Source organism: Methylobacter sp. Wu8, from assembly GCF_036440755.1.
GTDB lineage: Bacteria > Pseudomonadota > Gammaproteobacteria > Methylococcales > Methylomonadaceae > Methylobacter_A > Methylobacter_A tundripaludum_A.
The window spans coordinates 43,656-68,161 of the sequence record NZ_JAZGVT010000069.1 but is presented as its reverse complement, the minus strand read 5'-3'; the positions used below and the strand labels follow the sequence as shown (position 1 = coordinate 68,161).

Genomic DNA, 24,506 nt, shown 5'->3' with positions numbered 1-24,506 from the left:
CCCATTGCGTTATTAAAATGGGCGAGCTATACAGTGATTGGAAACCAGCCCTTAATCGGTTTATGATTATATACTGGGTGAATTGCAACGGCATACAGAGTATGCTTTCTCATCTCTCAGCAGACTCATAAAATAAAAGATTAATCCTCGCATGCGGCTAAAAGTAACAATACTGCAAAAGGGACAGATCCATTCTTAATTTTACCACCCCGCAGAAACGGATACTGGTTATGAACAAATCACTGATCAGAGACCTGAATGCTAAAAACGTTAACGGCGGCCCAGCAGGTTCTTTTCTAAGTCAACACAGTGAAGCCATCCTGAAACAGGCAGAAAGCATGCTCCGCCACTCCAAAGCAGATATTGCAAAAATGTCCACCGAAGACATTCAAAAACTGCTGTTTGAGTTTCAGGTTCAGCAAATAGAGCTGAAAATGCAGAACGAGGAATTAAACCGAGCTCATCTGGAGTTGACAGCTTCCCGTGATAACTATGCCCTGCTTTATGACTTATCGCCTGTTGGTTATCTGACTCTAAATGAAACCGGAATCATCCAAAAAGCCAATATTGCGGCGTCAACCCTGCTGGGGCATACAAAACAGGAACTTATCAACAAGCGATTTGGAGAATTTGTTCATCCTTCGGACCAGGATAATTATTACTTGTTTCTCCGCAGCCTTTTAACCCTAAACACCGGCCAAACCTTTAACACCGGCATCAATGATTCGAGTAGGTCGCCGACTCAGTCAAAATGCCAATACTTTCAACTTTGCACAAACTCGCCGCAATCACAGGATAAAAACGGCATATCAACTTATGTTGAATGCTACGCAAGGGTCGTTTGCAACGATAAAAACTCACTGCAAATATGCTTGGCCATTAACAACATAAACGAATGCAAACAGGCGCAAGACACCATTGCCCGTCTTAATGAACAATTGGAAGAAACGATTCGCAAACAAACCAACCAACTGATTGCAAGCAACCTGAGTTTAATGAAAAAAGTTGAAGAACTGCGCCGCTCCAGACATCAGTTAGTGGAACGGGAAGCCAAACTCAACTCTATTTTTAATGCCTCTGTCGAAGGCATTATCACGGTTAACACGTCCGACATCATCGTCTCCGCTAACGCCGCAGTAGAAACTATTTTCGGCTATAAACCCCAGGAGCTGGTCGGTTACAACATTAGCAAACTGATGCGGTCATCGCCGAAAGAAACGAATCATTGTTGCTTGCCTTCCACGTTCGAATCTGTCGGCCAAATCAGGGAGATTGAAGGTATACACAAAAATGGCTCTATCGTGCCGCTAGACCTGTCCATAGCAGAGTTTTCAATCGATAATGCGCACTATTTTACCAATATTGTGCGTGACGTGAGTCTACGCAAATACCGGGAACAGCAGGACAAGGAACACCTGGACGAACTCGCCCATGTCACTCGCCTGGGGCTGATGGGAGAAATGGCTTCAGGCATTGCCCATGAGGTTAATCAACCCCTGTCAGCGATTTCCAGTTACGCCCAAGCCAGCTTAAACCTTATTAACGCTGAAAATCCCGATCTGGCAAAGCTCATCGAGATATTACACAAAACCCAGCAACAGGCGTTGAGGGCCGGACAGATCATTCATCGCATGAGGGAGTTCGTCAAGTCCCATTCCAAACATCGTTCAACCGCCGACGTTAATTGCTTGATTCATGAAGCCGTCAGTCTATGCACCGATGAACTCAAACAAAACGGCATAAAGCTGATATTTGAACTGAAAAATAATCTGCCGCCCATCTATGTCGATCATGTCCAAATAGAACAGGTCATCATAAACCTGATCAGAAATAGCATCGAAGCCTTGCAAAACCTACCTGCAAAGCAGCAACGGCAGTTAACAATCCATAGCCGACTAACGTTGAATGATGGCATACAGATCAGGGTAAAAGACAATGGACCCGGCATTGATGAAGAGCAACGACAAAAGATATTGACGCCTTTTTATACCACTAAGACAAACGGCATGGGCATGGGACTATCGATCAGTCGCTCGCTTGTCGAAGCCCATGAGGGCACATTGAATTTCGATAGCGAACCTGGGAAAGGCGCTACTTTTTATTTCACTCTACCAACACGGAACCAACCTAATGGGCGTTAATAAACCAACACCGATAGTCTATTTAGTTGACGATGAATTCTCGATACGCGACTCGCTAACGCTTCTAATTGAATCAACGGGGCAAGCGGTCAGGAGCTTTGAATCCGCCGAAGCCTTTTTAAATAATTATGACCCTGAACAGCCTGGATGCCTGCTGTTGGACGTTAGAATGCCGTTAATGACAGGCCACGAGCTTCAGAACGAATTATCGAAAAGAGATATTAACATTCCTATCATTTTTATCAGCGGCCATGCCGATATTGCCGACTCGGCAAAAGCATTTAGAGCGGGCGCCGTCGATTTTCTGGAAAAACCGTTTGATAACGCGGTATTACTGGAACGGATCAATGAGGCCATTGAAAAGGATCTTGCATTCAGAGAGGAATTTACCAAAAAAAACCTCATACAAGAACGCATTAATCATTTAACGGCCAGGGAAAAAGAGGTGCTGAGCCTGATAGTCAAAAGCCATTCCAACAAGGAATCGGCAAAAATACTTAATATCAGCAATCGCACTGTGGACGTACACAGGGCGAGTATCATGGAAAAAATGCAGGCGGAAAACATTGCCGAACTGATAACAATGGTCATGTATTGCGAAACGCCAAGCAGCCGCTCAAAGGCTGAAATATTCCGTTAAGAAAAGGCGCGAAACCAACTTTGCAGAATACGCTAACGTCTCGATAAGCTCAGCCTGGACGGGGAGCTTAGCGCCTATACCGATTAACCAGTAAACGCCCGCCCCACAACAGCGCCAGCAGCATGATTGCAACCCCTGTCGCAAACACTGTTTTAGCCAGGGCATGGTCGTATTGCAAAAGACCGGACTCAGTCAAAAGATATTGCCAATCGTGAAAACCATAGGGGGACGAATGACCGAAATTACCGCCCAATAGCGGCAATTGTCCGGCTCGAGCATCGTTCACATACGGCGCAACATCCAAAAAATTTTCACCGACCCACCATAAGGCTACCGACGCGCCAAAAGGGTCGCGTGTTTTGACCAATAACACGACCATGCATAGGGTCGGCATTAACAATTGTCCCAACGTACCGCCCAATGAGGTGATAAATGCGCCGAACGGTCTGAAAACAATATGTCCCGCTTCATGAAAAGGCAGATTGACCTGATGTAAAAAAGAGGTCCCGGCTGCATTGCTTTCGATTGATGGCCCGATAAGCCGCCAACTCCAAATAATCAGACCCAAAAGAATAATCGACCTGCCGATCAAACAGGCCAACGTGCATTGCTGCGTCTCGTGCAACAGATTACGCATCGACGTCTTGGCTCCATATTCTTCAGATAACGTCACAATGGGCGGCTGAATAAGCCGTTGCCCCGTTTGTTCAGGATGGTATTTTAAATATTTCTGAAAGACGATGCCGCAATGAGGGCAGACTTCACTTTGCAGATGCCGCTTACCGTGGCACTTCGGACAGTTCATGATTGACCTGATAAACAATGGTTAAATTCGTTCATTTTTTGTGTATAAGGCGTTTTTACGCGGTTTTGTGGATACTTCAAATCTATGGTTTCAGAACGGCACTGAGGCGGAATTCGCCAACAACACCCGGCAGGAAAGCAAGCCTACATTTTGCCCCCTGAACAGATAGTGGTAACTGATCAACGATGGGGACAATGCCTCTGCATCGCTATATGTCACGATGATATAGCCGGTTTGATGCTGCTTTGCCCAAGCGTACAACTCGGCGAAACCCGGTATGACGGTAATCGGCTGTTTAATACGCCCGGCAAATTGATATTGGCCGTGATACTTGCTGCCGTAAAAAGCAACAGCTCTGTTTTGATCCATTAAAGCGGCAATTGTCCGGGCCGCGATTTTGGTATCGTAACGGTCGGCTTTAACTGAAAAAATGCCGCCGGACACGGTTGTTAACGCGATAACCGACGCGACGCAAATGTATAAAACCGAATCTTGTAGTTCCTTTGCCCTAATGACCGCCAAAACGACCGCGCTGATAACCAGCAGGCCGCCCCACATCGGCGAGATTAGCGATAACTCGGACTGCCGTGGGTAAACACCCTTTATCCACGGCAACAACATGAATACCACACCCAGCAATCCGAAAACCGCCATGACAATAATGTGGCCTCGCTGCCAACGCTCAGGTTCAGTTAACTCATCTACTGCCCGCGCCAATATCAAGGCCAAAGCCGGAATCAGCGGCAATAAATAATGGATGCGCTTACCGCTGATCAGGGAAAATGCGATAAAAACAGGTATAGCCCAGACCAGACAAAAACGGATACCCGAATCCTGATGCGTGAGCTTGCGTAATCCTACCCATAAAGGCTTCCAAAGCAGCCAGGGCAGCAACAATAACGGCAAAATCTCCAAATACCACCACCACGGCAGGCGATGCGCAAAAGACTCGACCAGTCGCCCGCTGGTCTGCCCCAGAAAAATCGCCTTTCTATAGTCCTCACCTCCGGCAATACCGGCCGGTATTGCCCAACACAATGCGATTGCGGCCCCAATTAAAACGGCAGAGACCAGCGCCAAATACCAATGTTTCCAGCGAAAACCAGTCGTTTTCAACCACCACGGCCCCAGTAATGCGACAGGTAAAATATGCAGCAGAATCACCGGACCTTTGCTAAGAGCGCCGCCGCCGATGGCTATTCCTAACAGAGCCCAGTACTTTAAAGATAAACGCGATTCGGCGAGTTTTAACAGACTGTAGACGCCCAGTAAGGCAAAAAACGCCAACATCATATCGAACATGGTCAAGGTACTGTAGACCAGCCAAAAAGACAACCCCAGCAAAAGCAACGGCGTAAGCGCTTCAATCCGCTTGCGTTCAGGCCATAATGTACGGGCCACGGCGCCGGATAAAAATAATGTTGCCAAGGAAAAAAGCGGTGAAATCAGGCGTAGCGACCAGTCGTTAACGCCAAACAGCCGCCAGCTGAGTTGCATCAACCAGAATAACAACGGCGGTTTGTGGCTGTAAACCTCGCCATTTAAATAGGGGACCAGGAAATCATTTCTAAGCCACATTTCCCACGCAACGGCGGCGTACCGGGTTTCATCAATCGGGAATAACGGCCGGACGTAAAGGCTGACGGCAATCAAAACACCCCAAAGAAGGAGAAGCCAAAGCCAGCCGGGCAGCAACCGATACATCGTTTATTCCAGATTTAAATTTTTACGCTCGTGGATCACGAAATACAGGTTCCGAAGATAAATAAACAGACCGCTAAGTTGCCCCACGATAAAAACCGGGTCCTGCCGGTAAACCGCGTAAGCCAGCAGGGTAACACCGCCGCCGATGCTGAAATACCAGAAAGCGATAGGAAAGACGCTTTTTTTCTCGCGCTCGCTCTTCAGCCATTGCACTATAAACCGAGCGGAAAACAGCGCCTGTCCCAGAAAACCTATCACAAGCCACACGCCATCTTTATCTAAATTCACTCACTTGCCTCCGGTAATTTTGCCCGCCTCTGCAGCCATATCACGCCTAATATGTCGGCAATTCCTACCCAAAGCCGGTCTAAGGTACCGTATTTCGAATAGCCATGCACCCTGACTCTGTGCCGAACCGGCTCGGAAATAACTTGTCCACCCGCCCTTAAAACCAGTGCAGGCAAGAAGCGGTGCATATGATCAAAATACGGTAAAGTCAGAAACTTATCTCTTAAAAACACCTTTAATCCGCAACCGGTATCCGGCGTATTATCCCCTAACAGGCGGGAACGAACGGCATTAGCCACTTTCGATGAAAAAAGCCGCCAGGCGGAATCATGACGTCTATTTCTCCACCCGGCCACCATCCATAAATTGCTGTTGATTTTTCTTTGTTGCATCAATATCTCATGCAACCGGGGAATATCAGCCGGATCATTTTGTCCGTCACCATCCAGCGTTGCGATGCAAGAATAGTTTGCCGCCTTTACTCCGGTATGAATGGCCGCGCTTTGCCCGCAGCTTTGTTGGTGTCGAATCACTCTCAGAACTTTGATATGTTGTTGCGTCTGCCTTAAAACTGTCGCAGTGCCGTCATTACTGCCGTCATCGACATAGATGATTTCATAGGCTTCAGCCTGATTCATTGCTGTAACAATCTCTTCAATTAAAGAAACGATATTATCAGCTTCATTATAAACAGGAACAACAATCGAGATCTTCACAGCTCCCCCTTTTAAATGCCCATAAAAAAAGGCCACATCCTAGGAATGCAGCCCTTTTTATTTCCATATGCGTAACGCGAGTTACCTCATAATGAAGTAATCGATTAACGTTTCGAGTACTGTGGACGCTTTCTGGCTTTGTGTAAACCGACTTTTTTACGCTCAACAATACGTGAATCGCGGGTAACATAACCGGCTTTTCTAAGTGCTGGACGCAAAGCTTCATCGTATGCCATCAGCGCACGCGTCAGACCGTGACGGATAGCGCCGGCCTGACCTGACGGACCGCCGCCTTTAACGATCACGTTAATATCGAATTTACCTTCCATGTCAACACAACCCAGCGGTTGGCGAGAAACCATCTGGTCAGTTTTGCGACCAAAATATTCTTCGAGAGTTTTTGTGTTAATAGTGATTTTTCCGGTACCTGACGTTGCGTAAACGCGTGCTATTGCACATTTACGACGACCTGTTCCGTAGTACTGAGCTGCTGCTACCATGATCTACCCGCTTATAATTCTAATACTTGTGGCTGTTGAGCCTGATGATCGTGTTCAGGACCTGCATAAACTTTCAATTTCTTGAACATTGCACGACCCAGCGGATTATTAGGCAACATACCTTTAACTGCTGTAGTAAGAATACGATCAGGGAAAGTTTTTCTTAATTTACCCAGGGTAACGGTTTTGAGATTACCGATATAACCTGTGTGGCGCTGATACAATTTATCTTGTTCTTTATTGCCGGTAACGCCTATCTTCTCTGCATTCACTACAATAATGTAATCACCGGTATCAACATGCGGTGTGTATTCTGGTTTATGTTTACCGCGAAGACGAAGCGCAATTTCAGAAGCAAGACGACCAAGCGTCTTTCCTTCTGCATCGACCACGTACCAATCACGCTTAACTTCTGCTGGCTTTGCACTAAATGTTTTCATCGTTGCTTAGGCTTTCTGTTAAAGGCTCAATATAAAGAGCGAAATTTTACTAAGGATTACCATATCTTTCAAGTTTATTTATGATTTATATTCAAGGGCGATGCTTTATATTTATAATTTTATATTCAACGAATGTAATTTGCGATAAAGATGTGTCCGTTCCATGCCTACTGCGGCCGATAATTTTGCCACACTGCCGCCGGTTCTTTCAAAATGATATTCCAGATAGGACTTCTCAAAATGATCCCTGGCCTCTTTTAACGGTAAATTAAAAAACTCAGGCACTGTTTGAGATGTACCGGTGTCGCTCATGACCGACCCTAACGCTGCCTTCACCTCATCCAACTCTATATCTTCCCCGGCACCCAAAATCATCAAGCGCTGCACCAGGTTTTTCAATTCCCGAACGTTGCCACGCCAGCTGTAGTTGCGCAAAAAGTTTTGCGCCGCCATCGAAAATTTCCGAAAAGACAATCGATCCTGACTGACGAAATAATCGACATAAAAACTCAGTAACGCCGGCACATCTTCACTGTGCTCCCGAAGCGGTTGAATATCCAGCGAGACCTCATTCAGCAGATAATACAAGTCCTGCCGAAACCGTCCGGCCTTGACCTCCTCATCCAGAGCGATCCGGGTTGAGGCCACCACACGGACATCGACGCGAACCGCCTCGCTGCCGCCGACCCGCAAAAACGAACTTGATTCCAAAGCGCCAAGCAATCTCAGTTGGGTTTCCTTATCCATGCCGCCGATTTCACCTAAAAACAGCGTTCCCTTATGCGCCCTTTCCAATAAGCCCGGGTAAATCTTGCCCCCATCCTCTTTGCCGAAAAATTCGACCGCCGAATTTTCCGGCGATATGCTGCCTACCGCCACGTCGACAAAGGGACCGTCCCGATGCGCGCTATTATTGTGCAGGTATCGCGCGTACATTTCCTTGCCAACACCCGCCTCACCGGAAAATAACACCCTGGCGTCATGCTGAGCCAAGCGCTTTAATTGATCCTTGATTCGCGCAACGGTTGCGCTCTTGCCGACCGGTTCAATATCGGCGGCCAGCTGCTGCTTAAGCCCTGCATTTTCTATTTGCAGACTGCTGGCTTCCAAAGCCCTTTCCACGATCAATAATAATTTTGCCAGAGACAACGGCTTCTCAAGAAAATCATAAGCCCCCAACCGGGTGGCCTCGACAGCAGCTTCAACGGAACCGTGTCCCGACATCATCACCACAGGACAAAGCAGGGCTTTTTCGGCCACCCATTCTTTCAACAAGGTAATGCCATCGGTATCCGGCATCCAAATATCAAGCAGGATCAAATCGGGAGCATTGGATTTTTTTAATTCCCGTGCTGCACCGGCATTTTCTGCGGTAGCAACCTGATAGCCCTCATCTTCAAGAATTTCGCAGACCAAGCGGCGAATGTCAGGCTCATCATCTACAACCAATATACGTGGTATGTGTGCATTCATAACTTTACGACATCTCAAAAATTACACGCCGGAAACTGGATAATAAATCCAGCTCCCACTTTACGGCTGGTGTCGACCCATATCGCACCGCCATGTTCTTCTATTATTTTTTTGACTATCGCCAATCCCAAGCCGGTTCCCTTGGCCTTGGTGGTTACATAAGGTTCGAAGATTTGCTCGATTTGCTCGTCTTTAATGCCCGGCCCGTCATCGTAAAGCGCTATTTCGATAAAATCGGTATTATTTTTCTGCACCCGGTGCAGGCTTATTTCAATCACGCCATTAGCATCTATCGCTTCCAGCGCATTTTTTATCAAGTTGTGCAGCACTTGCCTGATACTAACCGGATCCCCCTTAATCATCAACAAACCGGTATCATAATCGGCTTTAAATTTGACCCCCGACTTTAGCGCATAAAGCGCCAACACTTCCTGAACCAATGCGGGCAAATCGATATCCACGGTCTGTTTCTTGGACGGCTTGGCGTATTCCGAAAAATCATCGACCATTTCCTTCATCGCCTCAACCTGCTGCACGATGATGGTGGTTGAGCGCTGCAACATACCCGCGTCAACGTCGTTCAGCTTGTCAGCCAGCTTGTGCTGCAAGCGTTCCGCCGATAACTGTATCGGTGTTAACGGATTCTTGATTTCATGAGCCAGCCTTCTCGCCACTTCCCCCCAAGCTGCGTTTTTTTGCGCCTGAATCAGGTCGGTTACATCGTCAAAAACCACCACCGCCCCGACCCGGTAACCTTCCTGGGAAAACAGCGGCGTGCCTCGGCACAACAATTCCTGCCGGCCATTAGGGCCTAAAAAGGCGATCCGCTGCTGCCATATATCGTCGGCTTGCTCCAATAAGCGCTGAATCGATTTTAACGGCTCGGCCAATTCTGCATAACCCTGGACCAATTCCAGCAAAGTCCGCCCGACAAACTGATTCACATGAATATGGAAAATCCTGTAAGCCGCCTGATTCGCCGTGCGTATCTTATGGCCCGCATCAAAGCTGATCACGCCGGCCGTTAAATTCGCCAATATCGTTTCCAGATAAGCCCGTTGGTTTTCCACCTCAATACCGGCCATCCGGGTTTCATCGCTGGCTCTGGCGATACGGTGCGTCATTTCATTAAAAGACTCCACCAGAAAGCCCAAATCATCCTGGGCAATGACCGGCAGTTCCTGGTCGTAATGCCCTGAAGCCACCGCCTGCGTCCCCTTAACCAGCGCCTTTACCGGCGCGATAATATTACGGATACTGATAAAGGCCACCCAGATAGCCGCCAATAAACTCATCAACAAAACCAGCGACAAGGCCAGGGAGAAACTCAACTTTAATGAGTGCCTTAAAAAATGCATCTCCTGGTAACGCACAAAGGCGAATTCGACCGAGTCGGCCAAATCGGCGATTCTTACCGGCACCGGATATAAAGCCTGCAAATATTGCGGCTCTTTTGACTTAATAGCGACGATAACCCGGATCATCAATTCATCCTCGCGCACCGGCGCCAAGGCGACATATTCCGCATTCTGCCGCAGCTGCAACCAGATATGTTCATCCGGCAAACTCGGCAAAATATCGCTGGGATTGATGCTGCTTGATGCAATAATCCTGCCTTGCCGGGAGAACAGCGTCATCTCGGAGGCCCCGGAAAGTTGACGCAAATTTTCTATTTCCAACGTCGCCTGGGTTTCCGACGATTCGACCAACTTCCCGGTCAACTGCTGCGTTTGCCGCAAATGCCAGCGCATCCGCTGATCTAACGATGCCTGACTCAACTCCAGCGCATCCTCCATCGCCCGGTCTATTTCGACATTAAACCAGCTATCGATCCCCTGATGCAGAAACTGCATCGAAAAATAAAACACAATAGCCGCAGGAGCCAAAGCCAATACAACAAACAGCGACACCATGCGCGTGGTCAGCCTCGACCCCGCCTCGCGTTTTTTTAACTGCCGCGCCAGAGAATAAATATTGGCCCCAACCAGTCCCAACAACACCACCGAACCCAGCGCGTTGACCAACAACAGCCATGAATACATCGCGCTCAGTTCTGAAGATTCCTGCGTTGCCGAACTCATCAGCTGCAGCAACAGCAAAATCAGGCCAAACAGCGCTAATATGGATAGACTGACGGGGGGTTTTATTTTGTCAAAGGCCATAATGTCCAATCACTGGATAAGTACCATTGAGGGTTAGCATAGGCGACCGGGCGGAGCGGTAAAGGCAGAGCGTCCCGGTCCAGCGTTACTTTTATGCCTACCGCATAGCGCTTTCCCGACTCATAAAACGCCTTATCCATTACGCGAAAATCACGTATCGTTGACATCAGATCAAGCGCCGCAGACAGCGTGGAAAAATTATATATCTCCCCGCCGCCCTCATTCCTGACCCGGTACATATTCAACAACGCGTGATACTGAATGCGGTAACGTATAGCGGACTTACTCAGCGTCTTGTCCCAAAAAAAATCGCGATGCTGTTGCGTCTTGACATGTATATCCCAATACAAAGGCACACCGTTTTGCAACGCCTCCTTTGCCCGTGGACTAAGCTGATAATCTATATCCGCAGCCAACACATAGCTATCGCCTTGCAAAGCAATCTCGGCATTTTTCACCACCACGCCGAACCCTTCAACTCGGCTCAGGACAGGCACTTCGGATGTGCTCGGGACAGGCGTGTCGGCATGACCTAAAGCAGGCGGCAGCCAGACCAAAAAACAATACAGCAATAAAGACTTATTGTTTGCCGATGCGCGCATAATAAAACCCGTCCATTGCCGATTCACCGGTAAAAATCTGCCGCCCGCATGCTCCGGCGCTCCCCCAGTCTGCCTCTATAGGCGACTCGACCGCATCGTTGCGCCCGGCTAGAAAAGCTTGGACCTGTTGCTCGTTTTCCTGCTTCAAAATGGAGCAGGTCGCATAGAGCAATAACCCGCCGGGCGCTAATAGCGGCCAGACGGCTTGCAGGATGGATTTTTGCAAAACCTGCAATTGCCCAATATCCTCGGCTCTGCGCAATAATTTAATGTCGGGATGACGGCGAATAACGCCCAAGGCCGAACACGGCGCGTCCAGTAAAATCCGGTCGAACAGCTGGCCGTCCCACCACTCTTCGGGCTTTGCCGCATCGCCGACGACCAGTTTGGCTTGCAGGTTTAAACGCTGCAAATTTTCGCTGACCCGCTGCATTCTGGCCCCGTCTATATCGACAGCAACCAACTCTTTCAGCTGAAGTTGAGTTTCAAGAATGTGCGCCGCTTTTCCACCCGGCGCGGCGCACACATCGAGCACCCGTTGTCCCGGCCGCACATCCAGCAATCCGGCCGCCAGTTGCGCGGCGGCATCCTGGACGGAAACCAGCCCGTCGGCAAAGCCGGGCAGCAACTCCACAGGCGCCGGCTTGTCCAGCCTGATCGCCGACGGACAAAAGCTGACGGCTTGGGCCGCTACATCCTGCCCTGTTAGTCGTTGCAGATAACTTTCGCGGCTGGTTTTCGCCAGATTGACCCGTAACACCATCGGCGGTTGCCGGTTGTTTTCCAAGAAAATATTTAACGCCTGCTCCGGCCAATCCCGCTCAATTTGCTTGATCAGCCAATCGGGATGACTCAGCGCTGCGACCTGGAATTTATCAGCCTTATGTTCAAGTCCTTCCTGCTCGCGCAGATAGGTTCTGAGCACCGCATTGATCAGCGACTTGGCCCACGGTTTTTTGCGCGCGGCCAAAACCGTTTCGGACACTGCCGCATGGGGCTTTACCCGCATGAATTTAAGCTGGTACAAACCCACCAAAGCCAGCGCCTTAACGTCGGCATCTTTTAGCGGTTTATCCAGTAATTGACTTAAAATAAAGTCCAGCCGGTGAAATTGCCTGCAAACGCCATAGCACAGCGCTTGAATGAAAGCCCGGTCTTTACCTGATTCTATGGCCGAAAAAGCATTATCCAAGGCGGCGGTTAAAGACTGTCCGTCTTGCAAAACACGGGACAATACCCGGGCCGCGACTAATCGTGTATTCACCGGGTGTTCAACCTAGTTGTACTCCGTTAACGTCGTGAGCGCTCAAAAAAGCCTGGACAGGCATACGTTTTCCGCCCGGCAACTGCACTTCCAGTAACCTTAAAAAGCCGAAGCCGGTCGCCACGTCCATCTGTTTATCGGCACAACGCACGGTGCCGGGTTCCAGCTGTATGGACGAATCATCCGCTTCCGCCGCCCGCCAAATGCGCAACACATTGCCTTGATAAAGCGTCTGCGCGACAGGCCACGGATTCAAGCCTCTTACTTTTCGCGCTATATCCGCAGCAGGTTGGGTCCAGTCGATAGCCGCTTCGCTTTTTTCCAGTTTTTCGGCATAGGTCACCAGCGCCTCGTCCTGCGGCTCGGGATGAACGGTTCCGGCCTCTATCTGCGCCAGCACTTTAGACAGTCCGGTTGCGCCCAACGCAGCCAATTTGTCATGCAAATCGCCGGCCGTATCGGCCAGGCCGATTTCGCATTCTTCCTTATGCAGCATATCGCCGGCATCGAGTTTGCGCACGATCTGCATGATGGTCACGCCAGTCTTTTGATCACCGGCCATCAATGCCCGCTGAATCGGCGCGGCTCCGCGCCAGCGCGGCAGCAATGACGCATGCACATTGATGCAGCCCAGCTTGGGCGCATCCAGAACGTCTTGCGTTAAAATCACGCCGTAAGCGACCACGACCATCAAATCGGCATTCAATGCACGAATCTGCTGCAAGTCCTCGGCGGTCTTCATCGTAAGCGGCTGATAAACAGGGATTCCGGCAGTTACCGCCAGTTCCTTGACCGGACTTGGCTGCAACTTGCGGCCCCGGCCCGCCGGACGGTCGGGCTGGGTGTATACGGCGCAAACCTCGTGCTCGGAGTCCAGCAACGCTTGCAAGCAAGGCACGGCGAACTCAGGCGTTCCGGCAAAAATAATCCTCATACTCAACCCACTTCCTTTTTATGAATTTTTTCCAATTTTTTCTTAATCCGCTGCCGTTTTAACGGCGAAATATAATCAACAAACAGTTTTCCGTCCAAATGATCCAGCTCGTGCTGAACGCATACGGCCAGTAAATCCCTGGCGCTTAATTCAAAAGACTTTCCTTCCTTGTCGAGCGCTTTCACGATGATATGTTCGGCCCTGTTCACTTTTTCAAAAAAACCGGGTACCGAAAGACAGCCCTCTTCGGACTCCTTAACCCCGTCTTTTTCAATAATCTCAGGATTGATTAAACATAACGGACTGTCCTTTTCCTCGCTAACATCAATGACGACTATCCTCTGATGCACGTTGACCTGCGTTGCGGCCAATCCTACGCCATGCGATTCGTACATGGTTTCAAGCATATCATCGACCAATTTTTTGACGTTATCATCGACCGTTTTTACGATTGCCGCCTTCTTGCGCAACCGCTCATCCGGAAACTCGAGAATAGATAGAATACTCAACAAACTCTCCACTATAATAATTGAATACTGGAATTCTATCTGAATTCCTCTAAACTTTGAATTCACACAGCATAAAAAGACTCCTCAGGACCCCAAATGGCTTTTCGAACACTCACAGGATTGGTCGCTTCTCTGCTCATCAGCTTAAGCGTGTGGGCCGATGACCAATCCGCCTGGAGCGGATTGGCACGCAATGCGCCCACAGGGGCACGGACATGGACAGCCCGTGATGAAATACAAGTAAACCCGTCCCACCCCGACCAATATACCGTCGTCAAAGGCGATACATTATGGGAACTGTCCGGTAAGTTTTTAAAGCACCCCTGGCAATGGCCTGAGTTATGGGGCCGCAATTCCCAGATTAAAAATCCAAATCTCATTTATCCCGGAGATACGATTTATTTTTCGATGGTCGACGGCAAACCGCAGCTCAGTCTTTCCAGAAGCGAGCTGCCCCAAACCCAAGCCGTCTCCAATTCTCCCTGCGTGCTTCGGGAAGAAGACTATAAATACGGACGTAAAGACTTCGCCGTCGCCGAAGATGGCAAGTTACTGCCCTGCATCCGGGAAACCAATCTAAAACAAGCAATCCGGTTAATTCCTGTCGAAACCATAGCAAGTTACCTTTCATCGCCCAAAGTAGTCGGTGAAGATGAACTGGCCAATGCGCCCTATATTGTCGCCTTTGCCGGCGAGCATATCATTGCGGGAACCGGCGACCATGTTTACGTCCGTTCGATAACCGACTCGAAAAACCCGGCACACACCATTTACCGGCCGGGAAAAACTTATATCGACCCGGAAAGCGGGGAAATCCTAGGCTATGAAGCGCAATATATCGCCGACAGCTTATTGCAACAAACCGGCGACCCTGCAACCTTGGCCGTAACCAAAGCAGCCGGAGAAATTCGCACCGGCGACCGGACCATGCCCAATACCGAGGAAGATATTGCGTTAAATTATTTTCCCCGTCCGCCTGAGCAAAGCGTAAAAGGCAGCATTATCAGTGTACTGGGCGGCGTTTCCCAAATCGGCCGGTATAGCGTGGTCGTCATAAACAAGGGCGCCACAGACGGCCTTTTAGCCGGACACGAGTTGGAGATTTATAAAAGCGGCAAGGTTGTCAGAGATTTTTACAGCCCGACTAAAAGCGATACCGTTACTCTTCCCGATGAAGTCGCCGGCACGCTGATGGTTTTCCGCCCGTTTGAGCGCGTCAGTTACGCCCTGGTCATGAAAGCGACCCAGGCCCTTCATGTCTTAGACAAAGTCCAAACCCCCTGAACATTACCTCACAACAAACCGGCCTAGACATAAAATACTGGCTTGCGCTATTACGCACGCCCGGAATCGGTTGCCGAACATTCCTCCGCTTGCTCGAAAGTCATACGCCCGCACAATTATTTGCGGAATCGTCATCCGCACTGAGCGCCTTGGGCCTGAAAAGCGACATCGTCAATGCGATCAGGAATCCTGACTGGTCTCGTATCGACTACGACCTGAACTGGCTGAATCAAGACAACAACAGCGCAATCACCCTCGACGACGCGGACTATCCGCCGCTGTTAAAGGAAATCGCCGATCCTCCGCCTATTCTGTTCGTGCGCGGCAACCCTGAATTGCTATCGCTGCCGCAGATTGCAATCGTAGGCAGCCGCAACCCTTCGACTTCAGGCCTGGACATCGCCTTTAACTTTGCCAAAATCCTGAGCCGATACGGTTTTGTAATTACCAGCGGACTCGCTTTAGGCATTGATGCAGCCGGCCATCAGGGCGCATTAAAGGCCAACGGCTATACGATTGCGGTAGCCGGAACCGGGCTGGATCGTGTCTACCCTGCCTGTCATAAGGACTTGGCCACCGAAATCGTCAATACCGGCGCGATAATTTCGGAATTCCCGCCCGGCACGACCGCCAAAGCCAACCATTTTCCCCGACGCAACCGCATTATCAGCGGCCTGTGCCAAGGCTTGCTGGTGGTTGAAGCCGCCAAACAAAGCGGCTCGCTGATTACGGCCCGGATGGCGCTCGAACAAAACCGCGAAGTGTTTGCGATACCCGGTTCCATTCATAACCCGCTGGCCCGCGGTTGCAACGCATTAATCCGCGAAGGGGCGAAGCTTGTCGAAACAACCCAAGATATTCTCGAAGAACTAAATCAATATAATCAACAGGATGAAAATTTCACCCCACCGACAATGCAATCAACACTTGACCTGGAGCAACAAACATTATTGAATCTTGTCATGTTTAGCCCAACTTCTATCGATACGCTGGTTGAAAACGCCAACGAATCCGTCGAGGTTATTTCGTCAATGTTACTGATTCTGGAACTGCAAGGTTACATAGAGGCAACTCCCGGAGGTTGCTATACTCGAATCAAATAACCAACCAAGAGCCCATGAAAGAAAATATTTTTGATGTCCTGATGTACTTATTCGAAAACTACATGGAAGATGAAATTGAAATTCTTCCGGACAGCGACATCGTCAGAACAGAATTGTTGGAAGCGGGCTTTGAGCAAATCGAGGTCAATAAAGCCTTCGACTGGCTGGAGTCGCTTAGCCTGCAACGGGCGATAAAAGCATCCGCCTCGCCAGCATTCCGCATTTTCTGCACTCAGGAAAAGGCCAAACTCGATCTCGAATGCCGCAACTTGCTCACATTTCTTGAAAACAGCGGCATCCTGAACTCAGCCAACCGGGAAATTGTCATCGACCGGGCCATGGCGCTGGAAAACGAAGAAATATCGATGGAAAAGCTAAAATGGATCGTGCTGATGGTATTGCTCAGCCAACCGGATGAGGAAATCGCCTTCTCCAGAATGGAAGATATTGTGTATGACCTTATCCCAACTTATTTGCATTAAAAAATAGGCGAAAGGCGAAGGGCTAAAGGCAAAAAACGTACACTTTCGCCTTTAGCCCTTCGCCCTTCGTCTTTAGCCCTTCGCCTTTCATCCTTTTAAATAAATGAGTAAAAATCTCGTCATCGTAGAATCGCCTGCAAAAGCCAAAACCATAGAAAAATACTTAGGCAAAGATTTTCAGGTTCTGGCCTCATATGGACATGTGCGCGACCTGATCCCCAAAGAAGGCGCTGTCGACCCGGATCATGACTTCGCAATGAAATACGAAGTCATCGACCGCAACCAAAAACACGTACAAGCCATCAGCAAAGCCCTTAAAGCCTCGGACGCCTTATATCTGGCGACCGACCCTGATAGAGAAGGGGAAGCCATTTCCTGGCATTTGCTTGAGCTGCTAAAAGAAAAAAAACTGCTCAAAGACAAGCCGGTGTACCGGGTTGTGTTCCATGAAATCACCAAAAAAGCCGTCACCGAAGCCATCGCCAACCCGGAAGAAGTTGCGATCAATTTGGTCAATGCCCAACAGGCGCGCCGCGCGTTGGATTATCTGGTCGGCTTTAACCTGTCGCCGCTGTTATGGAAAAAAATCCGCCGCGGTCTGTCGGCAGGCCGCGTACAAAGCCCCGCCTTACGCATGATCGTCGAGCGCGAACTGGAAATCGAGGCATTTAAATCCCGCGAATACTGGACGATCGACGCTGCATTGACCGCGCAGGATCAAGCCTTCAAAGCCAAACTGACCCAGTTTGACGGCGAAAAAGTCACGCAATTCAGCATCACCGATGAAGAGCTGGCGGAAAAAACCAAGCAAACCTTGCTGGATGCCGCCGACGGCCAATTAATGGTCGCCAAGCTGGAAAAGAAACAGCAAAAACGCAACCCTGCCCCGCCGTTCATCACCTCGACGCTGCAACAGGAAGCCTCGCGCAAACTGGGCTTCACCACCAAGCGCACGATGATAGTCGCCCAGCAGCTTTACGAAGGCATCGATATAGGCGGCGAGACTGCCGGTTTGATCACCTATATGCGTACCGACTCGGTCAACCTGTCGGTAGACGCCGTCGAGGAAATTCGCGCGCTGATTGCCGAAAACTACGGCGCTGAAAATGTGCCGAAAGAACCTCGAGTCTTTAAGACCAAATCGAAAAACGCCCAGGAAGCGCACGAAGCGATACGCCCGACTTATCCAAGGTACTTGCCGAGCCAGCTAAAAGCGCACCTGAGCATCGAACAGTTCAAACTCTACGAACTGATCTGGAAGCGCACGATCGCTTGCCAGATGATTCATGCGACGCTGAACATGGTCGCCGTCGACTTGACCTGCGGCGACGGCAAACACGTATTCAGGGCGACCGGCTCCACAATCGCCCATCCCGGCTTCATGGCCGCCTATCTGGAAGGCAAAGACGACAGCAACGAGAGCGACGACAAGGAAAGCTTCCTGCCGCCGATGGAAGAAGGCCGCCCGGTCCAGCTTAACGACATCAATGCCGCACAGCACTTCACCGAGCCGCCGCCACGCTACGGCGAAGCCAGCCTGGTAAAATCCCTTGAAGAACACGGTATCGGACGTCCATCGACCTATGCGTCGATTATTTCGACCCTGCAAAACCGCGAATACGTGACTCTGGACGGCAAACGCTTCTACCCGACCGATGTCGGCCGAATCGTCAACAAATTCCTGACCGAGCATTTCACCAAATACGTCGATTACGATTTTACCGCTAACCTGGAAGACGAACTGGATGCTGTGTCGCGGGGAGAAAAGGACTGGATACCGTTAATGCGCGATTTCTGGCAACCTTTCACCACGCTGATTCAGGAAAAAGAAGAAAGCGTCCAGCGCAAGGATGTCACCCAGGAAGCCATCGACGAAAAATGCCCCGATTGCGGCAGCCCGCTGTCGATCCGTTTAGGCCGGAACGGCCGGTTTATCGGCTGCACCAACTATCCCGAGTGCTCCTATACCCGGAACCTGAACGACGATGGCGGCGCCGGCGACGAGCCCGAAGTCGTGGAAGGCCGCGTCTGCCCTAAATGCGAATCGCCTTTAGTCATCAAGACCGGACGCTACGGCAAATTTATCGGTTGCAGCGCTTATCCCAAATGCAAGCATATCGAACCGTTGGAAAAACCGATGGATACCGGCGTCGAGTGCCCGCAATGCAAAAAGGGCAACATTCTCAAGCGCAAGTCCCGGAACAGCAAGATATTCTATTCATGCTCGGAATACCCGAAATGCGATTACGCATTATGGAACGCGCCGATCAAAGAAAGCTGCCCGGAATGCGCGTGGCCTATATTGACCGTCAAGGAAACCAAACGGCGCGGTGTTGAAAAAGTTTGCCCGCAAAAAGACTGCAAATACGCAACGCCGTATGAGGGCGATCCGGCGGATGTACTGGGGCCTAAGTAGCGTCGGCATCCGGCTCACTCGGCTGGTTCCCAATCTCAAGAGACTGTGAAAGTATTAAGAATTTGGAGTGCAAACCTAGGTTTGCAATCCAGAAATTATCTAAAAAAATCAATAACTTGAAAAAAGTTTTTTAAACCGGTTTTTACAATACTTTCACAGTCTCTCCAGATTGGGAACTGCTAATGGCGAAGCTCCAGCTTCGCGAAACGGAAACGAACCCACTTAGCCCAAACTGTTCGGAGCAAAAATGGAGTCGCTGCTGGACGGACTCAACGAGGCACTGATCGCATGAACACACAACAAGACATCCGCTGGAAACAACGCTACGAAAATCTGCAATCGGCTTATCAAAGGCTACAGCACGCCGTACAGGCCAACGCGCAAACTCCCAACAATGACTTGATCCAAATGGCGCTGATCAAGGCGTTTGAAATGACCTTTGAGCTGTCATGGAAAACCATGAAGGACTACCTCAAGTACAACGGCATCGACGTGAAGCTGCCGCGGGAAGTCATCAAACAGGCTTTTGCTAACGACATCATCATCGACGGCCAGCTGTGGATAGACATGCTTGAAGACCGCAACCTGATGGCCCACACTTACGACGAGGCCCGCGCGCTCAAAGCGGTAAGCCATATTTGCCAGCGTTATATGGGAGGGCTGGAGCAACTTCATCAATACCTGCTCGCAAGGCTGGCTTGATGTTCGGTTTAAGCGCGGAGACTCTGGCGGCTATTCAGGCTTGCTTGCAGCGATATCCGGAAATTGTTTGGGTCAAGATTTACGGCTCTCGCGCCAAAGGCAATTATGAACGAGGCTCCGACATCGACCTGGCCTTCAGCAGCCCTACCGACTGCTCGGCGGACTTGCTCGAAGCACTGGACAACCTGCCCACCCCTTACCTGTTTGACGTAACCCATTACGAAAGCCTGAAACACGAAGGTTTGAAAGCCCATATTGATCGCATCGGGGTAGTGATTTATCGGCGCGGCGAATTGAATGAGGCACTGATGGCGTGATGAATGAGTTCAAAGAAAAAGCAACTTAGCCTCGGTAAACTAAAAAATGCCCTATCACCCCCTATTCAAGATAAAAAACGCCGTCCGTCATCTCAAGGCCGGCGCAGTGATTGCTTACCCCACAGAAGCCGTCTACGGCTTAGGCTGCGACCCGCTTAACGAAGCGGCGGTGATGACCCTGCTCGACATCAAACAACGCCCGATAGAGAAAGGCCTGATACTGATCGCCTCATCCCTGGAGCAACTGCGGCCCTACCTCGTCTTAAACCAAACCATCATCGAGCGCATAACCCCCACTTGGCCCGGCCCTGTGACCTGGGTTATTCCGGCCCAGCCCTGGGTTCCGAAATGGCTTAAAGGCGAACATCAATCCTTGGCCGTCAGAGTAACCAATCACCCGATAGCCCGCGATTTATGCGCCCAATTCGGCAGCCCGCTGGTATCCACCAGCGCCAACCCCACGACCCGGCCCGCCATCAAAGAATCGAGAAAACTGCTAAAAACCTTTGTGGATTCCAATATTTTTATCGTTCACGGCAAAGTCGGCGAGCTGGCACAGGAAACTGCGATTTATGATGCGGTAAGCGGCACGCGGTTGCGTTGATTCGACAGATGCAATCGCTCGGAGTTTTACATCGCTCCTGAGTTGGAGTGATAAAGCAATAAACTCAGCGACTTGCTCGTTGCAATGCTTTGTTAGCAGCCAATTCTTCAAGGCGCTCAGCTAACCATACCTTTATGATGGACTGACGCGTCACCCCGATCCGGTCGGCTTCTTTATCTAAGGATTCGATCATCCAAGCGGGAAAGTCAACATTCACACGCCTCTGATCCTGCATAGTTCTCTTTGCTTTGGATAAGTCCAAAGCATCCAGAATGTCACCATCCTCATCAAATTTTTTATCGAATTCATCAGCTTTCATACAAGGCTACCTCTTCTTTTCGTGACTGGCGAACGGACACAATTCTTATGCAATCCTTTCGATATGTAATCACGCCAGACCAATGTTTTCCGGCAATCATGCCAATAACCAAGAAACGTGGTTCATCTGCTGTTTTTGCCGGGATCTCAAGCAAATCAGCATCATCCCAAAGCTGCTGAGCATCCACAAAATCAATACCATGCTTTTCAAGATTTGAGTGACTCTTGTTTTCATCAAATTCAAATTTAATCATGGTATAGAAAATATACCAAAATGACTCTTATGACAAGCTTGCAAAAAATCCAGAGATATTGCTATTGGAAGGAATTATTACTACCATGAAATCAGGAGGTTCTTATCATGGCTCATGTTGAAAAATTTAGTATCGCTTTATCCCCTGAAATGGCGGAGGCTGTTCGCCAATGCGTCGAAAGCGGCGAATATGCCAACAGTAGCGAGGTTATCCGCGAGGCTTTGCGCGATTGGAAGCTGAAACGTTCCTTGCAACAGAATGAAATCGAGGAGTTGCGTAACCTTTGGCAGGCCGGACTGGACAGCGGCCCTGGTCATTTAACCGATATGAGCGCGATTAAAGCAAAAGCCCGGCAACGGCTTTTGTCTCAAGACACAGAGCAGCACTAGAAATATTAGACTTTCATACCTGTGATTCAACGAACCGCACAAGCCGAGGAAGACCTGATTGATATATGGATTTATATCGCTCAGGATAACCCCGGAGCCGCGGATCGTGTGCTTGACGACATCGAGAGCGCTTCCATGCGCTTGCAGATAATCCGTTGATGGGACGATTGAGGCCCGATATTGCCCCGGAACTTCGCTATTTTTCGGTGGGTAGCTATTTGATTTTGTGCCGCACCGTACAGGATGGTATCCAGATTGTCCGTGTCATACATGGAGCTCGTGATTTGCCCAATTTATTCTGAGTCAAAATGTCGGGCAACGAAAAGATGTTGCCCTACCTACTCGGCTGTCGGATAGCTAAAGACCAATGAAATGAGATTGACTTTGAACAGAGTATCCATGCTCTTGTCATGCCACAACCACCAATAATCTTAATCTTGTTCACTAATATAGTTTTCTAATTTCGTTGCAAAAACCCTAAAACAGTCCATTTCTTCTTTTGTAACTAATTTAGCATGAGCATCTGCTCTATATTTATTGACTGCCTGCATTGCCGCATTAAAAGATTGCTTATCTTTACCAAAAAGATTCTCGAAAACTTGCCACTCTTTTTCAATTATTTTTCTAATATCCTCAAAATATATTTCTGACTTCTTAGGGTCAAAAATATCCTTATATGAATAAGGACTATACTTACTTTTTCTTTTCTCGCCATATATATCTAAGACTTTGCTTTTAGCTTCACTTTCTCCATAACATTGCCGCAAACCCTTTCGAACAATTTCTCTAAGTTTAGGTTCTATGCTATTTCGTCTTTCAGATATTTCAGCAAGCATTTCTTTCTCTGAAAGATTTAACTTTTTATATTTATTAGCCTCAACCAGAAAAATCTTAATTGATTCAATCTTAAACGTAAAGCTACCCAAGTTTCTGTCGAGAATGCCATATCCGAGCAAATGATTAGTATATTCTTTTGAAATATTAGAAAACCCATTAAACATCTCCATATCACCCAAGGCGAGATACTTTAACATTTCATACTCATCATTATAATACTCCTTTAGAACAGTAAGAATCATTTCAATATAATTAGAGTATTGTTCATTAAAAATCCTGACTCCTTGCTCATAAACAGATTTGTCTATACGAACTGGTCGTTGCTCTTCAGAAACAAGTTTATTTATAACACTACAAACATTTCTTATTAAAAAAGGATGTCCTCCAAAATCTTCTGTTAACTTGGAATAAATAGGTTCATCAAACTGTAGTCCCATAATCCGACCGAGTGTTCTGACCATCTCTCTAGTCTGAGGAACGTCAAAAGACGGAATGTACTCATATGGTATTTGACAAAAAATAGGATTATCAACACCGTTTATCCTATCTATTTCTACACATTTTGGGTTTGTTCCTGCTATTAAGTATGTGAACAGCTGATTATGCTTTTGAAAAATATAGCGTAGAGCTTGCCAAAAGAAAACAAAATCTGATCCGTTTTTCCAATGCTCGGACGCTGATATTCCAGGTGTAATATGCTCAATTTCATCAAAAATAAGTAAAAAATTTTTCTTTTTTATTCCGCCATATATTTTAAGCAAGTCTTTTTCAAATGTGGTAGCTGCTTCTTCCTCAGAATACTTAGATTCGTCAGATGTTTTTACACTAAATTTGTTTTGAGACTTTAATTCATCAATGACATACCGCAAAGCTGAAAACCATCGTTTTTTGTGAAAACTGGGATTTTGGCAGTCAATAAAGACAGAAACACCACCCTGTACTTCTATAACTCTTCTGATTCCAAAAATAATTGATGTTTTACCAGTTTTGCGTAAACCAAACAAACCAGCGTTTTCGCTGCTGCGATGCCGATTGACTAATGTATGTACTAAATCAGTTCTACCAAAAAAATACAGATCTTTCTTTAAAGGTGCTTGAAAAGAAAATAAATCTCTACTGTAAAAATACTCTCGAAAACGATTGCGAACAAAAAATGAGTCAGAATTCTCTAGAATCTCCTTGAAATTAAAAGGCACGATGATTTGATACTCCGCATCGCTCTTTAAAAGATCACGGATTCTTACTTCTATATTTTTATCTCTGCTAATTAATACACTGCAAACTCTTTCAATACGGAGCTCTTGATGTTTATTAATTGCATAATCAAAAGCATCTAACGTTCTTGGTTCAAAGTCACTATAGTCACTGAAAACCGCGATAATTTCCCTTTCTATATTGAATAACTCTTGAAGAGTGGGTGTAGGTTTGAGTAAAAAATATTTATAAGAACTCGTTGCGGCAAGCTTTATAACTCCACCACCATTGGTGATATACCAATCTGAACTAAGTTTTTTTATAACGTTCTTCTCTTCCTCACTAAAGTGTTCAAGATTTAGATTTGGATTAATACCTGGTGTAACTTTAGAAGTTTCTGCCATCTGTTCACTCAAATTGTTTAGGAA

26 protein-coding genes are annotated in these 24,506 nt (G+C 48.2%); 11 read left to right on the top strand and 15 right to left on the bottom strand.

The genetic code is table 11. The features are described from left to right. The first annotated feature begins 230 nt into the window (after positions 1–230). Both V3O24_RS13090 and V3O24_RS13085 read left to right on the top strand, forming a co-directional pair. Positions 231–2,141, top strand: coding sequence for a PAS domain S-box protein (locus V3O24_RS13090; RefSeq protein ID WP_331307566.1), 1,911 nt, complete (start codon positions 231–233; stop codon positions 2,139–2,141). Then, complete coding sequence (locus tag V3O24_RS13085; protein WP_104424131.1) at positions 2,131–2,781, top strand: response regulator; 651 nt, start codon at positions 2,131–2,133, stop codon at positions 2,779–2,781. The genes V3O24_RS13090 and V3O24_RS13085 overlap by 11 nt, the downstream gene beginning before the upstream one ends. A 67-nt stretch (positions 2,782–2,848) precedes the next feature. Here the strand turns inward: V3O24_RS13085 and V3O24_RS13080 are convergent, their stop codons facing one another. From V3O24_RS13080 to def, 12 genes are all read right to left on the bottom strand, one after another. Beyond that, on the bottom strand, positions 2,849–3,586 hold the full coding sequence (locus tag V3O24_RS13080) for a zinc ribbon domain-containing protein (protein ID WP_331307564.1): 738 nt from the start codon (positions 3,584–3,586) through the stop codon (positions 2,849–2,851). Positions 3,587–3,676: 90 nt separating this feature from the next. Beyond that, positions 3,677–5,290 (bottom strand): glycosyltransferase family 39 protein, encoded by a 1,614-nt coding sequence (locus V3O24_RS13075; protein WP_331307563.1) that lies wholly within the window; start codon positions 5,288–5,290, stop codon positions 3,677–3,679. A gap of 3 nt (positions 5,291–5,293) precedes the next feature. Then, positions 5,294–5,578 (bottom strand): lipid-A-disaccharide synthase N-terminal domain-containing protein, encoded by a 285-nt coding sequence (locus tag V3O24_RS13070; protein ID WP_104424128.1) that lies wholly within the window; start codon positions 5,576–5,578, stop codon positions 5,294–5,296. Then, on the bottom strand, positions 5,575–6,294 hold the full coding sequence (locus V3O24_RS13065; protein ID WP_104424252.1) for a glycosyltransferase family 2 protein: 720 nt from the start codon (positions 6,292–6,294) through the stop codon (positions 5,575–5,577). Before V3O24_RS13065 ends, V3O24_RS13070 begins: the two co-directional genes overlap by 4 nt. A gap of 104 nt (positions 6,295–6,398) precedes the next feature. Continuing rightward, positions 6,399–6,794: a 30S ribosomal protein S9 gene (gene rpsI / locus V3O24_RS13060; RefSeq protein ID WP_331307562.1), complete on the bottom strand. Its 396-nt coding sequence runs from the start codon at positions 6,792–6,794 to the stop codon at positions 6,399–6,401. 11 nt (positions 6,795–6,805) lie between these two features. Then, the gene (gene rplM / locus V3O24_RS13055; protein ID WP_104424126.1) at positions 6,806–7,234 is read right to left on the bottom strand and encodes a 50S ribosomal protein L13; all 429 of its coding nucleotides are present in this window, start codon (positions 7,232–7,234) and stop codon (positions 6,806–6,808) included. Positions 7,235–7,345: 111 nt separating this feature from the next. Next, positions 7,346–8,707, bottom strand: a complete 1,362-nt coding sequence (locus tag V3O24_RS13050; RefSeq protein ID WP_331307561.1) for a sigma-54 dependent transcriptional regulator — start codon at positions 8,705–8,707, stop codon at positions 7,346–7,348. 14 nt (positions 8,708–8,721) lie between these two features. Then, positions 8,722–10,869 (bottom strand): ATP-binding protein, encoded by a 2,148-nt coding sequence (locus tag V3O24_RS13045; RefSeq protein WP_104424124.1) that lies wholly within the window; start codon positions 10,867–10,869, stop codon positions 8,722–8,724. Next, positions 10,851–11,471, bottom strand: coding sequence for a DUF4390 domain-containing protein (locus tag V3O24_RS13040; RefSeq protein ID WP_104424123.1), 621 nt, complete (start codon positions 11,469–11,471; stop codon positions 10,851–10,853). Before V3O24_RS13040 ends, V3O24_RS13045 begins: the two co-directional genes overlap by 19 nt. After that, positions 11,449–12,735: a 16S rRNA (cytosine(967)-C(5))-methyltransferase RsmB gene (rsmB, locus tag V3O24_RS13035; RefSeq protein WP_331307560.1), complete on the bottom strand. Its 1,287-nt coding sequence runs from the start codon at positions 12,733–12,735 to the stop codon at positions 11,449–11,451. The genes V3O24_RS13040 and rsmB overlap by 23 nt, the downstream gene beginning before the upstream one ends. Positions 12,736–12,742: 7 nt before the next feature. Next, positions 12,743–13,669 carry a methionyl-tRNA formyltransferase gene (gene fmt, locus V3O24_RS13030; protein ID WP_331307559.1) on the bottom strand — a complete coding sequence of 309 codons (927 nt, stop codon included), beginning with the start codon at positions 13,667–13,669 and terminating at the stop codon, positions 12,743–12,745. 2 nt (positions 13,670–13,671) lie between these two features. Next, a complete protein-coding gene (gene def, locus V3O24_RS13025; RefSeq protein WP_104424251.1) occupies positions 13,672–14,178 on the bottom strand; it encodes a peptide deformylase in 507 nt (168 codons plus the stop codon). Between the two features lie 96 nt (positions 14,179–14,274). Here def and V3O24_RS13020 point away from each other — a divergent pair, with 96 nt between their 5' ends. The 7 genes from V3O24_RS13020 (at position 14,275) to V3O24_RS12990 (ending at position 21,086) form a co-directional block, all read left to right on the top strand. Next, complete coding sequence (locus V3O24_RS13020; protein ID WP_331307557.1) at positions 14,275–15,462, top strand: LysM peptidoglycan-binding domain-containing protein; 1,188 nt, start codon at positions 14,275–14,277, stop codon at positions 15,460–15,462. An 89-nt stretch (positions 15,463–15,551) separates the two neighbouring features. After that, positions 15,552–16,565, top strand: coding sequence for a DNA-processing protein DprA (gene dprA / locus V3O24_RS13015; protein ID WP_331307556.1), 1,014 nt, complete (start codon positions 15,552–15,554; stop codon positions 16,563–16,565). 14 nt (positions 16,566–16,579) lie between these two features. After that, positions 16,580–17,047: a DUF494 domain-containing protein gene (locus V3O24_RS13010; RefSeq protein WP_331307555.1), complete on the top strand. Its 468-nt coding sequence runs from the start codon at positions 16,580–16,582 to the stop codon at positions 17,045–17,047. 103 nt (positions 17,048–17,150) lie between these two features. Further along, complete coding sequence (topA, locus tag V3O24_RS13005) at positions 17,151–19,463, top strand: type I DNA topoisomerase (RefSeq protein ID WP_331307554.1); 2,313 nt, start codon at positions 17,151–17,153, stop codon at positions 19,461–19,463. 288 nt (positions 19,464–19,751) lie between these two features. Further along, complete coding sequence (locus tag V3O24_RS13000) at positions 19,752–20,165, top strand: nucleotidyltransferase substrate binding protein (RefSeq protein WP_331307553.1); 414 nt, start codon at positions 19,752–19,754, stop codon at positions 20,163–20,165. Then, a complete protein-coding gene (locus tag V3O24_RS12995) occupies positions 20,165–20,482 on the top strand; it encodes a nucleotidyltransferase domain-containing protein (RefSeq protein WP_331307552.1) in 318 nt (105 codons plus the stop codon). The genes V3O24_RS13000 and V3O24_RS12995 overlap by 1 nt, the downstream gene beginning before the upstream one ends. 46 nt (positions 20,483–20,528) lie before the next feature. After that, positions 20,529–21,086 carry an L-threonylcarbamoyladenylate synthase gene (locus tag V3O24_RS12990; protein ID WP_331307551.1) on the top strand — a complete coding sequence of 186 codons (558 nt, stop codon included), beginning with the start codon at positions 20,529–20,531 and terminating at the stop codon, positions 21,084–21,086. Between the two features lie 64 nt (positions 21,087–21,150). On the opposite strand, the gene V3O24_RS12985 is transcribed toward V3O24_RS12990, so the two are convergent. Together V3O24_RS12985 and V3O24_RS12980 are read right to left on the bottom strand one after the other, a co-directional pair. Continuing rightward, positions 21,151–21,405: a CopG family transcriptional regulator gene (locus tag V3O24_RS12985; RefSeq protein WP_331307550.1), complete on the bottom strand. Its 255-nt coding sequence runs from the start codon at positions 21,403–21,405 to the stop codon at positions 21,151–21,153. Further along, a complete protein-coding gene (locus V3O24_RS12980; RefSeq protein WP_331307549.1) occupies positions 21,395–21,658 on the bottom strand; it encodes a BrnT family toxin in 264 nt (87 codons plus the stop codon). The genes V3O24_RS12985 and V3O24_RS12980 overlap by 11 nt, the downstream gene beginning before the upstream one ends. 107 nt (positions 21,659–21,765) lie before the next feature. On the opposite strand from V3O24_RS12980, the gene V3O24_RS12975 reads away from it, so the two are divergent. Further along, positions 21,766–22,047, top strand: a complete 282-nt coding sequence (locus V3O24_RS12975) for a type II toxin-antitoxin system ParD family antitoxin (RefSeq protein ID WP_331307548.1) — start codon at positions 21,766–21,768, stop codon at positions 22,045–22,047. Between the two features lie 21 nt (positions 22,048–22,068). After that, positions 22,069–22,206 (top strand): type II toxin-antitoxin system RelE/ParE family toxin, encoded by a 138-nt coding sequence (locus V3O24_RS12970; protein ID WP_331307547.1) that lies wholly within the window; start codon positions 22,069–22,071, stop codon positions 22,204–22,206. A gap of 272 nt (positions 22,207–22,478) precedes the next feature. Here the strand turns inward: V3O24_RS12970 and V3O24_RS12965 are convergent, their stop codons facing one another. Beyond that, the gene (locus V3O24_RS12965; RefSeq protein WP_331307546.1) at positions 22,479–24,482 is read right to left on the bottom strand and encodes a hypothetical protein; all 2,004 of its coding nucleotides are present in this window, start codon (positions 24,480–24,482) and stop codon (positions 22,479–22,481) included. Between the last annotated feature and the right edge of the window lie 24 nt (positions 24,483–24,506).

Excerpts from the sequence above, each read along its gene's own strand:
- V3O24_RS13090 (WP_331307566.1), top strand. The coding sequence starts at position 231 with ATGAACAAATCACTGATCAGAGACCTGAATGCTAAAAACGTTAACGGC.
- V3O24_RS13085 (WP_104424131.1), top strand. The coding sequence starts at position 2,131 with ATGGGCGTTAATAAACCAACACCGATAGTCTATTTAGTTGACGATGAA.
- V3O24_RS13080 (WP_331307564.1), bottom strand. The coding sequence starts at position 3,586 with ATGAACTGTCCGAAGTGCCACGGTAAGCGGCATCTGCAAAGTGAAGTC.
- V3O24_RS13075 (WP_331307563.1), bottom strand. The coding sequence starts at position 5,290 with ATGTATCGGTTGCTGCCCGGCTGGCTTTGGCTTCTCCTTCTTTGGGGT.
- rpsI (WP_331307562.1), bottom strand. The coding sequence starts at position 6,794 with ATGGTAGCAGCAGCTCAGTACTACGGAACAGGTCGTCGTAAATGTGCA.
- rplM (WP_104424126.1), bottom strand. The coding sequence starts at position 7,234 with ATGAAAACATTTAGTGCAAAGCCAGCAGAAGTTAAGCGTGATTGGTAC.
- V3O24_RS13050 (WP_331307561.1), bottom strand. The coding sequence starts at position 8,707 with ATGAATGCACACATACCACGTATATTGGTTGTAGATGATGAGCCTGAC.
- V3O24_RS13045 (WP_104424124.1), bottom strand. The coding sequence starts at position 10,869 with ATGGCCTTTGACAAAATAAAACCCCCCGTCAGTCTATCCATATTAGCG.
- V3O24_RS13040 (WP_104424123.1), bottom strand. The coding sequence starts at position 11,471 with ATGCGCGCATCGGCAAACAATAAGTCTTTATTGCTGTATTGTTTTTTG.
- fmt (WP_331307559.1), bottom strand. The coding sequence starts at position 13,669 with ATGAGGATTATTTTTGCCGGAACGCCTGAGTTCGCCGTGCCTTGCTTG.
- V3O24_RS13020 (WP_331307557.1), top strand. The coding sequence starts at position 14,275 with ATGGCTTTTCGAACACTCACAGGATTGGTCGCTTCTCTGCTCATCAGC.
- V3O24_RS13010 (WP_331307555.1), top strand. The coding sequence starts at position 16,580 with ATGAAAGAAAATATTTTTGATGTCCTGATGTACTTATTCGAAAACTAC.
- topA (WP_331307554.1), top strand. The coding sequence starts at position 17,151 with ATGAGTAAAAATCTCGTCATCGTAGAATCGCCTGCAAAAGCCAAAACC.
- V3O24_RS13000 (WP_331307553.1), top strand. The coding sequence starts at position 19,752 with ATGAACACACAACAAGACATCCGCTGGAAACAACGCTACGAAAATCTG.
- V3O24_RS12995 (WP_331307552.1), top strand. The coding sequence starts at position 20,165 with ATGTTCGGTTTAAGCGCGGAGACTCTGGCGGCTATTCAGGCTTGCTTG.
- V3O24_RS12990 (WP_331307551.1), top strand. The coding sequence starts at position 20,529 with ATGCCCTATCACCCCCTATTCAAGATAAAAAACGCCGTCCGTCATCTC.
- V3O24_RS12985 (WP_331307550.1), bottom strand. The coding sequence starts at position 21,405 with ATGAAAGCTGATGAATTCGATAAAAAATTTGATGAGGATGGTGACATT.
- V3O24_RS12980 (WP_331307549.1), bottom strand. The coding sequence starts at position 21,658 with ATGATTAAATTTGAATTTGATGAAAACAAGAGTCACTCAAATCTTGAA.
- V3O24_RS12975 (WP_331307548.1), top strand. The coding sequence starts at position 21,766 with ATGGCTCATGTTGAAAAATTTAGTATCGCTTTATCCCCTGAAATGGCG.
- V3O24_RS12965 (WP_331307546.1), bottom strand. The coding sequence starts at position 24,482 with ATGGCAGAAACTTCTAAAGTTACACCAGGTATTAATCCAAATCTAAAT.